The 12,894-nt window shown below is 72.5% G+C and carries 11 protein-coding genes and 1 pseudogene; 10 read left to right on the top strand and 2 right to left on the bottom strand.

Annotation, left to right across the window (positions count from 1 at the left end; genetic code table 11):
* Positions 1-188: 188 nt before the first annotated feature.
* The 10 genes and pseudogenes from RMT89_RS13720 (at position 189) to RMT89_RS13675 (ending at position 11,335) form a co-directional block, all read left to right on the top strand.
* Positions 189-1,094: an alpha/beta hydrolase gene (locus RMT89_RS13720; protein WP_315884005.1), complete on the top strand. Its 906-nt coding sequence runs from the start codon at positions 189-191 to the stop codon at positions 1,092-1,094.
* A gap of 103 nt (positions 1,095-1,197) precedes the next feature.
* Positions 1,198-2,691, top strand: a pseudogene (locus RMT89_RS13715) (LuxR C-terminal-related transcriptional regulator); the annotation flags it as partial.
* Between the two features lie 211 nt (positions 2,692-2,902).
* Positions 2,903-4,180, top strand: a complete 1,278-nt coding sequence (locus RMT89_RS13710) for a helix-turn-helix domain-containing protein (protein WP_315884004.1) — start codon at positions 2,903-2,905, stop codon at positions 4,178-4,180.
* Positions 4,181-4,375: 195 nt separating this feature from the next.
* Positions 4,376-5,158, top strand: coding sequence for an ABC transporter ATP-binding protein (locus tag RMT89_RS13705; protein WP_315884003.1), 783 nt, complete (start codon positions 4,376-4,378; stop codon positions 5,156-5,158).
* Positions 5,155-5,955: an ABC transporter ATP-binding protein gene (locus RMT89_RS13700; protein WP_315884002.1), complete on the top strand. Its 801-nt coding sequence runs from the start codon at positions 5,155-5,157 to the stop codon at positions 5,953-5,955. The genes RMT89_RS13705 and RMT89_RS13700 overlap by 4 nt, the downstream gene beginning before the upstream one ends.
* Complete coding sequence (locus RMT89_RS13695) at positions 5,952-6,848, top strand: branched-chain amino acid ABC transporter permease (RefSeq protein WP_315884001.1); 897 nt, start codon at positions 5,952-5,954, stop codon at positions 6,846-6,848. The genes RMT89_RS13700 and RMT89_RS13695 overlap by 4 nt, the downstream gene beginning before the upstream one ends.
* Entirely contained in the window at positions 6,841-7,971 is a 1,131-nt protein-coding gene (locus RMT89_RS13690; RefSeq protein WP_315884000.1) for a branched-chain amino acid ABC transporter permease, read from the top strand. The genes RMT89_RS13695 and RMT89_RS13690 overlap by 8 nt, the downstream gene beginning before the upstream one ends.
* Positions 7,968-9,239, top strand: coding sequence for an ABC transporter substrate-binding protein (locus tag RMT89_RS13685; protein WP_315883999.1), 1,272 nt, complete (start codon positions 7,968-7,970; stop codon positions 9,237-9,239). The genes RMT89_RS13690 and RMT89_RS13685 overlap by 4 nt, the downstream gene beginning before the upstream one ends.
* 185 nt (positions 9,240-9,424) lie before the next feature.
* Positions 9,425-10,282: a nuclease gene (locus RMT89_RS13680; RefSeq protein WP_315883998.1), complete on the top strand. Its 858-nt coding sequence runs from the start codon at positions 9,425-9,427 to the stop codon at positions 10,280-10,282.
* A gap of 15 nt (positions 10,283-10,297) precedes the next feature.
* The gene (locus RMT89_RS13675) at positions 10,298-11,335 is read left to right on the top strand and encodes a hypothetical protein (RefSeq protein ID WP_315883997.1); all 1,038 of its coding nucleotides are present in this window, start codon (positions 10,298-10,300) and stop codon (positions 11,333-11,335) included.
* A 120-nt stretch (positions 11,336-11,455) separates the two neighbouring features.
* Here RMT89_RS13675 and RMT89_RS13670 read toward each other — a convergent pair whose 3' ends face one another.
* Together RMT89_RS13670 and RMT89_RS13665 are read right to left on the bottom strand one after the other, a co-directional pair.
* Positions 11,456-12,124 carry a peptidoglycan DD-metalloendopeptidase family protein gene (locus tag RMT89_RS13670; RefSeq protein WP_315883996.1) on the bottom strand — a complete coding sequence of 223 codons (669 nt, stop codon included), beginning with the start codon at positions 12,122-12,124 and terminating at the stop codon, positions 11,456-11,458.
* 9 nt (positions 12,125-12,133) lie between these two features.
* Complete coding sequence (locus RMT89_RS13665) at positions 12,134-12,868, bottom strand: peptidoglycan-binding protein (protein WP_315883995.1); 735 nt, start codon at positions 12,866-12,868, stop codon at positions 12,134-12,136.
* Positions 12,869-12,894 lie beyond the last annotated feature (26 nt).

The raw sequence follows: 12,894 nt of genomic DNA, 5'->3' as shown, positions 1-12,894 counted from the left end.
CCGACCCGGGCCCCGAGCAAGCCGGGCCGCGTACGGCACGGCCGAAACCGGGCGCACGAGACCGGTGACTTTGCCGGTCCCCGGCGCCGGACCCGCCGCCCACAGTGGCACCGCCAGTCCAACGGCGGCGCCCGCCGGCGCGGTGCTCCCGTGCTTGCCGTCCGCCACGACAGAGAGGACGACTCGTCGTGCAGGTCCACCCCCACACCAGGCGGCCCCGCAGGGCCGCAAGACTCGCCGCAGCCGCGGCGGCCCTCGCCGCGGTCCTCGGGCTCGGCACCCTCGCCGGGCCCGGCGCCCAAGCGGCGGACAACCCCTACGAGCGCGGCCCCGCGCCGACCACGGCCAGTATCGAGGCGGCCAGCGGCCCGTACGCCGTCTCCCAGACGTCCGTCTCCTCCCTCGCTGTCACCGGGTTCGGCGGCGGCACGATCTACTACCCGACCAGCACCAGCGACGGCACCTTCGGCGCGGTGGCGATCTCACCCGGCTACACCGCCTACGAGTCCTCGGTCTCCTGGCTGGGCCCGCGGCTGGCCTCCCAGGGCTTCGTGGTGTTCACCATCAACACGACCTCCACCCTCGACCAGCCCGACTCGCGGGGCCGCCAACTCCTCGCCGCACTGGACTACCTGACGCAGCGCAGCTCGGTGCGCGCACGCGTCGACAGCACCCGGCTCGGTGTGATGGGCCACTCGATGGGCGGTGGGGGCAGTCTGGAGGCCGCGAAGTCCCGCCCGTCCCTCCAGGCGGCGATCCCGCTCACGCCCTGGAACCTCGACAAGTCCTGGCCCGAGCTCAGCACACCCACGCTGATCGTCGGCGCCGACGGCGACACGATCGCCCCGGTCACCAGCCACTCCGAGCCGTTCTACACCAGCCTGTCGTCCGGCCTGGACCGCGCCTATCTGGAGCTGAACAACGCCACCCACTTCACGCCCAACTCGTCGAACACGACGATCGCGAAGTACAGCATCTCCTGGCTCAAGCGGTTCATCGACAACGACACCCGCTATGAGCAGTTCCTGTGTCCGCTGCCCCGCCCGAGCCTGACCATCGAGGAGTACCGGGGCAACTGCCCGCACACCGGATGATGTTGTGCCCCCGCACGGCCGCCGCCCGGAAACTCTGGGCGGCGGCACAGTCCGTTCCCCCCCCCACTTCGCGCAAAACCGCAGGTCACCTGCGCCATTTGGGGCGGCCGGGGCGCGGGTAAGCGCCTTCCGTACGGCGTTACGCGAAAGTAACCTCGCGGGAATGATCGGTGACACGAGCGTGCGGGCCATGGAGCACGGGCGGGCCGAACTCGCCCGTGGGCGGGTGCAGTTAGGGGACGGGCCCGTCGACGACGCCCGGGAGACCCTGCTGCTGGCGGCCTCCCTGCTGGCGGTCGAGGAGCCGGAGCAGGCCGAGGCCGCACGGCTCGCCGCGGCGGACGCGGCCTGGGCGGCCGGCGATCTGACGGCGTGCCTGAAAGCCCTTGGGGAACCGGCCGGTTCGGCGGAGTGCGCTCTCACCGGGGACTATCGCGCCGGGATGCGGGCCCTGTTGGAGAGACGTACCGATGTGGCGGTGGCGGCGCTGCGGCGCGTGATCGACCACGAGGACGACCGGCCCGAACACCTGCTGCGCTGCGCGACAGCCGCCCTGCTGCTCGGCGACGTCGTCGTCGCCCGCCGGGCCGGCGCCCGCGCCCTCGCCGCCGCCCGGAACTCCGCCTCGCTCCAGGCGCGGGCTCTGGAGTACCTCGCCTACGCCGAACTGCGCGCCGGACGGCACGCCCAGGCGCGCGCCCACGCGGAAGAAGGGGTACGGACCGCGCACCGGGCCGGCCGGCGGAACACGGCGGCCCACCACCAGGCCATGCTGGCGCTGGCCGCGTCGATCGTCGGCGAGAGCGCCACCGTCGCCGCGTATGCCACGGCCGCCCTGGCCACGGCCCGCCGGCACGGCCTGGCGCAGGCGGCGACGCTGGCGCAGTGGGCGGTGGCCCGGACCGACCTGGGCTGCGGCCGCCCCCTCGACGCCGCCGACCGGCTCGGCCCGCTGGTACTGCCCGGCGTGCGGCGCGGTCATTTCGCCGTCTGGATGCTCGCCGTGCCCTGCTTCGTGGAGGCCGCGGTGCTCGCCGGGCGGCCCGAGGACGCGCGGGCCGTCGTGGAGGACTTCGCCGCATGGGCCGCGCTCGGTGCCGATCCGCATGCTCCCGCCCAGCTCGCCCGCTGCCGTGCGCTGCTCGCCCCCGCGGAATGCGCCGACGGGCTGTATCAGCGGGCGCTGGCCCTGCACGACGAGACCGGCGGTGATTTCGAGCGGGCCCGGACCGAGCTGCTGCACGGGCGATGGCTGCGGCGCAGGCGGCGGCTGCGGGAGGCGCGGGTCCGGCTCGGGGCCGCGCTGGTGGGGTTCGAGCGGTGCGGGGCACGGGCGTGGGCGGAGCAGACGCGGGGGGAGCTGAGGGCGAACGGGGCCGCCGGGCACGAGGGGGCGGGCGGTGAGCTGGCGCGGCTGACGCCGCAGCAACTGCGGATCGCCCGCCATGTCGCCGAGGGCGCCACCAACCGGGAGGTGGCACTGCGGCTCGCCGTGAGCACCCGCACCGTCGACTACCACCTGCGCAACGTCTTCGCCACGCTCGGCGTGCGGTCCCGGATGGAGCTCGCGCGCATGGTCGATCAGCAGGGCCGGTGACGGCCGACGTGCGGTTCTGTGGGAGGGGGGAGGAAAAAGAGCGGTGCACAACCCTAGGGACCGACCGGACGGTATGTCATCCTTCGGGGCAGGACGAGTCGGGCGGCCGCCGCCGCCGTACGGGCTACGCCGGCGACACGGCCGACCGGACACCGCTGAGTCTCCCGGCACGGTCGCACCGCCGGGAGTCCGAGGTTGTGGGAGGACCGCGATGCATCCTGCCGTACGGACACGCACGATGATCCGCACCGGGCCGATGCCCGTTCCGCAGCGGCCGACCGGGCGGCGCGGGCGGTCGCTGATCGACGCCGACGCGTTGCGTGTCCTGCACCACGCCGCGCGCGTCCTGCTGGAGGACCTGCCGGACCTCACCGACCGGCTGGTGGCCCTCGTGCAGGAGCAGGAGAACGCCTACCGGACCGCGCTGGACAACGACTACGCGGGCACCTGGCAGGAGGTGCACCGCTCACTGCGGCACAGTGTGATGTCGCTGCTCGACCCGCGCGGCAACCGGGACGCGGCACGCCGCTGCTCCTGGAAGATCGGTGTGCGCCGTGCCGAGCAGGGCGTGCCCCTCGACGCCCTGCTGCACGCGTTCCGGCTCGGCGGGTCCCTGGTGTGGCAGCGGCTGGTGGAGGAGACCTCCCGGACGGCGCCCGAGGACGTACGGCTGCTCGTCCATGTGGCGACCGACGTGTGGAACTTCGTCGACGAGCACTGCACCCTCGTCGCGGACGCCTACCGGCAGGCCGAGCGGCAGCTGGCCTGGCGGCGCGAGAACCGGGTACGGCTGCTCGCGGCCGCCCTCCTCGACGGCACCAGCCGCATCGCCGACCTGCCCGAGACCGCCGAGGGCCTGGACCTGCCGGAACACGGCCGGTACCTCGTCGTCGCGGTCGCCGGCGGACGGCCGCAGGGCCCCTCGGGCGCCCGCGCCTCCGCCGTACCGCCCGGCACGCGCGTGCACTGGCACACAGGAGGGGAAGTGGACTACGGCATCGTCCTGGTCGGCGACGAGGATCCGGAGGGCGACGACGACCCGCTGGAGAGCCTGGACCTGGCCCCGGGCAGCAAGGCCGGCGTCGGCAGCGTCGTCACGGGCCTTGCCGCGGTGGGCGACGCCCGGCGCCTCGCGGATCTCGCGCTGAGCATCTGCCCGCAGGCGGGCGGCACGGTCCGGCTGACGGAACACCTCCCGGAGGCCCTGGTCGTCTCGTGCCCCGAACTCGGCGCGACCCTCGCCGACCAGGTCCTCGGCCCGCTGCTCCGGCTGGAGCCCGCGGACCGGGACGTCCTTCTGGACACCCTGTCCGCCTGGCTGTCGTGCGACGGCTCCGCCCAGCGGGCGGGCGAGCGCCTGTACTGCCACCGCAACACGGTCCTGAACCGCCTGCGCCGCTGTGAACAGCTCACGGGGCGGTCCCTGGCCCGCCCGCTGGACGTGGTGGAGATCAGCCTGGCACTGACGGCCCGGCGACTGCTGCGCTGAGGAACTGCCCGCGCTGCCCCCCCGGCAATCCCGATCCACTCCCACCCTGGGCACCGGCACAACCCCCGCCCTCCCCGGTTGGGACCACGCAGCGACCCGGCCCCCAGCCCTGTTCCGCCCGCCCGCGCCCGTGCTGTCGTGAGCTCCCCTTCCCCCGAAGCCCGTGCCCGAGCGGCACGGATCCGAGGAGCCGTGATGCCCGAAGCACCACCGGACGAGGAGCCGGCCCTGCACGTCGAAGCCCTCGACGTGACCTACGGCCGCGCCCTGTCCGCCCTTCGCTCCGTGACGCTGAGCGTCCCGCACGGCGGCGTCGTCGCCCTGCTCGGCGCCAACGGCGCGGGCAAGACGACCTTGCTCCGGGCGGTGTCGGGCACCCTGCGCCTGCACCGCGGCGCGGTCACCGCCGGCCGCATCCGCTACGGCGCCACGGAACTCGACGGCCGCGACCCCGTCGCCGCGGTGCGCGCCGGGGTCGTCCAGGTCCCGGAGGGCAGGCGGGTGTTCGCCGGGCTCACGGTCGACGAGAACCTCCGCACCGGCGGCCTCGGCCTCGGCCGCCGCAGCCCCGTCCTGGTGCGCGAATCCCGCGACCGGGTCTTCACCCTGTTCCCGCGCCTCGCGGAACGCACCCGCCAGGCCGCCGGGCTCCTGTCCGGCGGCGAACAGCAGATGCTCGCCATCGGCCGCGCCCTGATGGCCGCCCCACGGCTGCTCCTGCTCGACGAGCCGTCCCTGGGTCTCGCCCCGCAGATGGTGGCCCGGATCGCCGACGTCGTGAAGGAGATCAACACCCAGGGCACCGCCGTGCTCCTGGTCGAACAGAACGCCGGCATGGCGCTCTCCCTCGCGGACAGCGCCTACGTCCTGGAGGTCGGCGAGATCCGGCTGTCCGGGGCGGCCGACGAACTCGCCCGCACGGACGCCGTACGCAGGCTGTACCTGGGAGAGACCGCCGACGGTCAGGGGGCCGCGTGAACGACCGCACCACCGCACCGCCCGTGCTCGACGTACGGGACGTCACCGTCCGGTTCGCCGGGCTCACCGCTCTGGACTCCGTGTCCTTCACGGTCGTCCCGGGCACCGTGCACGCCATCATCGGGCCCAACGGCGCCGGCAAGTCCACCTGCTTCAACGTGCTGTCCGGCCTGTACCGCCCCGCCTCCGGCACCGTCCGCCTCGGCGACACCGAACTGACCCGCCTCGCCCCGCACCGCATCGCCGCCCTGGGGATGGCCCGCACCTTCCAGAACATCGTCACCACCGAAGGCACGGTCGCCGACAACCTGATGCTCGGCCGCCACATCCTGTCCCGCGCGGGCTTCACCGCCAGCGCGCTGCGCCTGCCGAGCGCGGTGCGCGAACAGCGCGAGCAGCTGGCCAGGGCCCGCGAGATCGCCGAACTCACCGGCCTCGGACCGCACTTCGACTCCCCGGTCGCACTGCTGTCCTACGGCGACCGTAAACGCGTGGAGTTCGCCCGCGCCCTCTGTCTGGAGCCCAGTGTGCTGCTGCTCGACGAACCCGTGGCCGGCATGAACGCCGCCGAACGGGCTCGCACCGCCGAGACGATCCGCGCCGTGCGCGCCGAACTCGGCCTGTCCGTGGTGCTGGTGGAGCACGACATGGGCCTGGTGATGCGCCTCGCCGACGAGGTCACCGTCCTCGACTTCGGCCGCGTCATCGCCCACGGCACCCCCGACGAGGTCCGCGGCGACCCCGAAGTGCTGCGCGCCTACCTCGGCACCGAGACCACGGGGGAGGACGCGGCATGACCGGCTTCCTCGACAACGTCCTCAACGGCCTCGCCCTGGGCTCGGTCTACGCCCTGGTCGCCCTCGGCTTCGTCATCATCTTCAAGGCCTCGGGCGTCATCAACTTCGCCCACGGCTCCCTGCTCCTGCTCGGCGGCTACCTCACCGCCGTACTCCACGACGACCTCGGCTTCGCCGGCGCCCTCGCGGTCGCCGTGCTGGTCACGGCGGGCGTGGCCGGGCTCATGGACCGGTTCCTGCTCCAGGCCGGCGGACAGGATCCGCAGGCCGCCCATGTGCAGACGATCGTGACGATCGGCATCGACATCGTCATCCTGACCGACCTGTCCCGGCGCATCGGCGGCGACCTGCTCACCCTCGGCGACCCCTGGGGCGACTCGGTCAGCGGCCTCGGCCCCATCACGGTGGCCGACAGCCGCCTCGCCGCGATCGTGGTCTCCACCGTCGTCATCGCCGGAGTGTTCGCGCTCTTCCGGTACACCAACTGGGGCCTGGCGCTCAGGGCTTCGGCGGAGGACATGGAGGCCGCCGCGCTGATGGGCGTACGGCTGGTGCGGATGCGTACCCTCGCCTGGTGCCTGGCCGGCGGACTCGCCGCGCTGGCCGCGGTGTTCCTCGCCGCGTTCCCGGCCCCGGGCCTTGAGCGTACGACCGGACAGATCGCCCTGAAGGCCTTCCCGGCCGCCATCCTCGGCGGCATGGCCTCCCCGCCCGGCGCCCTCGCCGGCAGCCTGCTGATCGGCCTGACCGAGGCACTCGTCGCCGGATACCAGACCGAACTGCTCGTCCTCGGCGAAGGGTTCGGCGATGTCGCGCCGTACGCCGTGATGGTCCTCGTCCTCCTGGTACGGCCCAACGGGCTGTTCGGCGCGAAGGGAGCGGCCCGTGTCTGACTTCCTGCGCCGCTACCGGGCCTGGACCGTCCTGCTGGTCGTCCTGCTGTGCGCCCTGCCCTTCTACCTGGACGCCTTCTGGCTGCGCATCGGCCTGTTCTCGATGGCCGCCGCCGTCGGCGCCGTGGGCCTCGGACTGCTGGCCGGCACCGCCGGTCAACTCTCCCTCGGCCACGCCTTCTTCCTCGCCGTCGGCGCCTACGGCTATGTCTGGCTGGCCGGCGAACCCGGCCCGGGCCTGCCGCCCGCCGTCGCCGTCGTCCTCGCGGTGCTGCTCGCCGGGGCCGCGGGCGGCCTGTTCAGTCCCGTCGCGGGCCGGGTGCGCGGGATCTACCTGGGCGTCGCCACCCTCGCCCTGGTCTTCCTCGGCCACCATGTCCTGCTCACCGCGGACTCGATCACCGGCGGCTTCAACGGCCGCTCGGTGCCGCCCCTGGAGCTCGGCGGCTTCTCCTTCACCGCCTCCGACCCCGAGATGACGCTGCTGGGCGTGCCCTTCGGCGCCGAGGAACGCCTGTGGTACCTGGGCCTCGCCCTGTTCGCGCTCACCTGGTTCACCGCCCGCGGGCTGCGGCTCGGACGGCCTGGGCGCGCCCTGGTGGCGCTGCGCGACAGCGAGACCGCGGCCGCGGTGATGGGCGTGCACGTCGCCCGCTACCGCTCGGCGGCCTTCGTGCTCTCCTCCATGTACGCGGGCCTGGCCGGGGTGATGCTCGCCCTCGCCTTCCGCCGTGTCGTACCGGACTACTTCTCCCTCGCCCTCTCGGTCGACTACCTCGCCATGATCGTCATCGGCGGTCTCGGCTCGGTCGCCGGAGCCACCGCGGGCGCCGTCTTCGTCACCGCGCTGCCCCTGCTGATGACCCGCTATGCCGACCAGCTGCCCCTCGTGGCGGCCCCCGGCACCACCGACGGAGCGGTCGGCCCCACCGAGGCGGCCCGCTACCTGTACGGAGCGGCGATCGTCCTGATCCTGCTCTTCGCCCCCGACGGACTGCACGGACTGGTCCGGCGCGCCCGCGCCCGGATCCAGCGCCGACGGGCCACACCCAAGGACGCGGACCCCGCGACCGAGACCCCATCACCCGCCTCAGCCGTACGAGCCAAGGAGCCGACACCGTGAACCACCCTACGCACCGCACCAGGACGGTCCTGGCCGCCGCCCTGACGGCCCTGCTCCTCGCGGGCACCGGCTGCAGCTCCAAAGCGGACGGCGACAGCGCCGCGGACGGCGCCGACGGCGTCAAGGCCGGGCCCGGGGTCACCGACAAGACCATCAAGCTCGGCGCCCTGACCGATCTGACGGGCCCCTACGCCACCCTCGGCAAGTCCATCGTGCAGGCCCAGCAGATGTGGGCCGACGAGACCAACGCCAAGGGCGGCATCTGCGGCCGCAAGGTCGAGATCGTCGTCAAGGACCACGGCTACGACGTGCAGAAGGCGGTCACCGCCTACGCCGACATCGCCCCGGACGTGGTGGCCCTGCCCCAGGTCATCGGATCGCCGGTGGTCGCCGCCCTGCTCGACGACATCGAGCGGGACCAGGTGCTCACCTTCCCGCAGGCCTGGGCGGCCTCCCTGCTCGGCAAGGACTCCGTGCAGGTGCTGGGCACGACGTACGACGTCGACATGATCGCCGCCGTCGACTTCCTCACCCGCACCAAGGGTCTCAAGAAGGGCGACACGGTCGGCCACGTCTACTTCGACGGGGACTACGGAGCCAACGCCCTCGAAGGCTCCGAATGGGCCGCGAAGAAGGCCGGGTTGAAGGTCGTCGGGCAGAAGATCAAGGCCACCGACACCGACCTGTCCGCCCAGGTCTCCGCGCTGCGCAAGGCGGGCGTCAAGGCGATCCTGATCAGCGCGGGACCCGCCCAGACCGCCTCGCTGGTCGGCGTCGCCGCCTCCCGCGGCCTGAAGGTCCCCGTCGTCAGCAACGCCCCCGGCTACGCCCCGCAGCTGATGAAGACGCCCGCGGCGGCCGCCCTGGAGGCCATGCTCAACGTGGTGAGCGCCGCCCCGGCCGTCAGCGCGGACATACCCGGCGTGAAGAAGATGGTCGCCTCCTACCAGAAGAAGTACCCGGGCGCGCTGGTCGACTCCGGAGTGCTCTCCGGCTACAACGCCGCACAACTGATGGGCGCCGACCTGAAGAAGGCCTGCGAGGCGGGCAGCCTCGCCCGGGCGGACGTGGTCGCCGCGCACCGCTCGCTGAAGAACGCCGACGCCGGACTCGGCACCGCGCAGGACTTCTCCGACGTGGCGCAGCCCGCGAGCCGCTCCACCTATGTCCTCAAGCCCGACGCCAAGGCGGTCGGCGCCATGGTGAACGTCGAGGAGGCGCGGGAGGCACCCGGAGTGGAGGAGTACCTGGCCTCGAAGGGGTCCTGACGGTACGTCACCCAGCCCGCGGTGCCCTGGTGGTACCGCGGGCCGGGGCGCGACGGTACGGCCGGGGAACGCCGTCACCGCTCCGCCTCTGCGCGCAGGTGCGGAACCCCCGATTCGGGTGCACCATCGGAATCGGGGGGCATTTCGGCGGACATCGAGCACCGTTCCACGGTTGAGGAGTCGCCATGCCCATGCTTCTGATCCAGGGGTTCTACAACATCACGGACTCGCAGCCGGACGGGGACACGGTGCATTTCACGGCCGCCGACCCGACCGTGTGGACCCTCGTCGGCGGCGGGCGCGGGCGCTCCGTCAAGCACAACGAGGGCCGCGCGAAGCTGCGGCTGGACGCAATCGACGCGCCCGAGACGCATTTCGGCCCGGACCGCGTCCACCAGCCGCTTCAATCCGCCCAGGCCGCGCGTGACGAGCTGCTGCGCTGGCTGGGCTTCACCGACGTCCAGCGCCGCCCCGACGAGACCGTGACCGCGACCACCCCGGAGACGGTCCCCGGCTTCGTGCTCACCCGTGGTGCCGACGTCCACGGCCGCTGCATCGCGCTCGCGGGACGCGGAACGGCCCCCGGCACCAGCGGTCTGGAGATCGACGTCGACGAAGCCGTGCTGCGTACGACCGTCAACCACCATCTGCTCACCCAGGGCCTGGCGTACCCGACCTTCTACCGCACTCTGTTCACCAGCCTGCGGGTCGAGTTGGCCACCGTTTCGAAGCAGGCCCGGGACGAGGGCCGGGGCCTGTGGCCGAGCGACGCCACCTTGAGCGGCGCGAAAATCACCGGACTGGCCTCCCTGACGGATGACGTCCTGGTTGTCCCGAAGCTGTTCCGCCGACTGGTCGACTACCTCCGCCTCGGCATGCCGATGTCCTGCTCTCCGGCCTTCCTGGCCGGTGTCGGGGACCGGTACTCGGTCCTGTCCACCGGTGAGCGGTGCGTGGGTCTGCATCGTGTCGTAGAGGTGACCAACGGCCAGACCGTCCGGATGACGCGTCCTCCCGAGGACCTGCTCTTCGAGGACGCCTGACACGAGGGACATGCCATGCCGTGGGGACTGCGCGAGGCGGTCGGGCTGACGAATGAGGGCACCCAGTGCCCCAACCACGCCGCGGACCAGCAGCAGGTCGCCGAACTCCTCGACGCGGTCGGACTGCCGGCCGGCGGCACGGCACTGGACGCCCTGCCGCCGATCGCGGACGGCCACGCCTCGAACGAGCTGTGTGAGGCCGTACGGGACTTCCAGACGGTCCAGGAGGGCCTCGTCGCGGACGCCAGGGTGGATGTGGGCGCGGGCACCTGGAACCGCCTGATGGCCCTGGTCGATCCGGCCGGCGCCCCGGTCGAGGCGGCCACCCCGCTGCTGCTCGCCGTCTCGAACTACGACGTCTTCGAACTGCCGGAGAACGCCGCGCCCTGGCCCTCCCTGAGCTACACCCTGCGCGGACAGGTCGCCGAATGGGACGGCCCCGGCATCCACATGGAACTCTGGGTGAACGGGCCGCTGAAGGTGTCCTGGAGCCACGAGGCCTACACCCTGGGCTGCGAGGTGTCCCCCGACTTCAAGGCCCTGGAGGAGGCCGTGGCCTCCGGCAGCGCCCGGGCCATCGGAGGAGTCGCTCTGGACCAGCTCTGCTCCCGGCTGCGCACGGAGTCCCAGGACGCGATCGGCTCGTTGTTCGCGGCCGCCAGCGTCAGCACGGGCCTCGACGTGAGGACGGGCAAGTACAGCGGCGACCCCCTTGTCCTTGCAGGCGCGCTGTCCTTGCAGGCGCGCGCCGGCGTACGGCCGACGAGTCCGTCCTCCGCCTCGTCGCCCGGGGCGAACAGCGCCGGCATCACCCGCACGCAGGGGCAGTTGACCCACGCACGGCCGGCCTGCGCGAAGCCGGCTTCCGGTTCACCGCTCCCGCGGCCTGTACGAGCCGGCGTCCCCGGGCTGCGGCAGCGCACCCCCGTCGAAGTACGCTCAACGCCAGCCCTCGGCCGGCCCGTCGGCGTTTCCCGCGGTGGCGCCCTCGGCCCAGGCGTGCATGAAGCCGGTGTGCCGAACGCTCGGTGCGGCGAGCACGTCCGGCGGTGAGCTGGTTCCCGCGTCGTAGCCCTTCTGCCACCCCCTGACCTCGGCGGGAACGATCGTGCCGGGCTCCTGCGGGACCGGGCGGGGATTGCGCTGTGTCATTCCGGCGCCTCTTTCGCTGGTTCACCAAGTGGGCTTCGCGACCCTGCCGTAGGACCAGGAGGAGCCCTTCGACATCTCGAAGTGCAGGTGCGGCCCGGTGGAATTGCCCGTGCTGCCCACCCTGCCGAGCTGCTGACCGGCATTGACTCGCTGACCGGCTCTCACCTGGCGTTGTGAGAGGTGGTTGTAGGTGTAGACATGGCCGTTGTCCGCGGCGAGGCCGATCCACTGGCCGTACGCGCCGCCCTTACCGTTCGACCAGGCGATCTTCCCGCCGCGTACGGCGACCACGGGTGCACCGGACTTGGCGGCGAAGTCCTGCCCCGTGTGCCGGCCCACCCCGTCGGGCCTCCAGGAGTAAGGGCCGCGCTGGAAGAACCCGAAGGTGACCTTGTGACCGGGCACAGGTGAGGCGACCTTGCCCTTGCCGCGACGCGTCGGCTCGCCGTCGACGCGGAACAGGCCGGTGATGCGGCCGAGGTTGGCCAGGGAGGTAGGGCCCGGTATGCCGTCGGCGTCGGCTCCTTTGAAGCCCTGCTTGCGTTGCTCGGCCTCGTACGCCTCCTTGGTCTGGCGGCCGAAGTAGCCGGTCACCTCGTCGATCCTGTGGCCCCGCCTGATGAGGGCCTTCTGCACGATGCGCACGTCGTCGTTCTTCTTGCCGAACCGGACGTTGGAAACAGCGACCATGGGGGACTCCTAATACCAGTGGGGCGCCCGGCGCGGATCGGCCTGCTGGACGCGGGCGGCGAAGTTCGAGCCGGACTGGTTCACGTGATAGCGGTCGCGCACGTAGTTGAGCGTGGCGCACATGCAGGCGACCACGTCGTACGGCGTGGTGGCGGTGCCCGCCTGGTGGTAGGTGGCGAACGTGGCCGGAATGCACTGCGTGGCACCCCGGGAGCAGTTGAGGGGGTATCCGTCGGCGACTTTCCGGCCACGCGCGTTCATGTCCGTGGTGTTCACCCGGAACCTGGGGTGGTTCGAGGCGGACTCGCGCTTCGCGATGGTGGCCAGCGCCGGAACGCCGAACTCCGGGTCCATGCCGGTCAGTTCGCACGTCTTGCGGGCATAGGCCCGCATGGCCGCCTCGCCGGAATCGTCGTCGGGATCACGGAAGGTGACCTGGGCGACAGTGAGCTTTCCCGCGCGGCCCGCCGGCACGGACTCGTCGTCGAGGCGGAACAGGCCGCTGCGGCGTCCGAGTTCGGCCAGGGAGGCGGGGCCCGGTATGCCGTCGGCGTCGGTTCCCTCGAACCGCTGGGCGAGTTGCTCGGCCCGGTAGGCACGCTTGGTCTGCTCACCGAACAGGCCGGTGGCGCCGTCGGGGATCTCGCGGCCCCGCTTGATGAGGGCCTTCTGCACGATGCATACGTCCTCGTTCCGCTTACCGAACCGGACGTTGGACAACTGGACGTTGGGCAAAGCGACCATGACCGCTCGCTCCCGGTCTTCCCTTG

Origin of the sequence: Streptomyces sp. P17, assembly GCF_032436805.1 — a bacterium.
Lineage (GTDB): Bacteria > Actinomycetota > Actinomycetes > Streptomycetales > Streptomycetaceae > Streptomyces.
The sequence above is the reverse complement of the archived record's forward strand: the minus strand, read 5'-3'. Positions and strand labels throughout refer to the sequence as shown.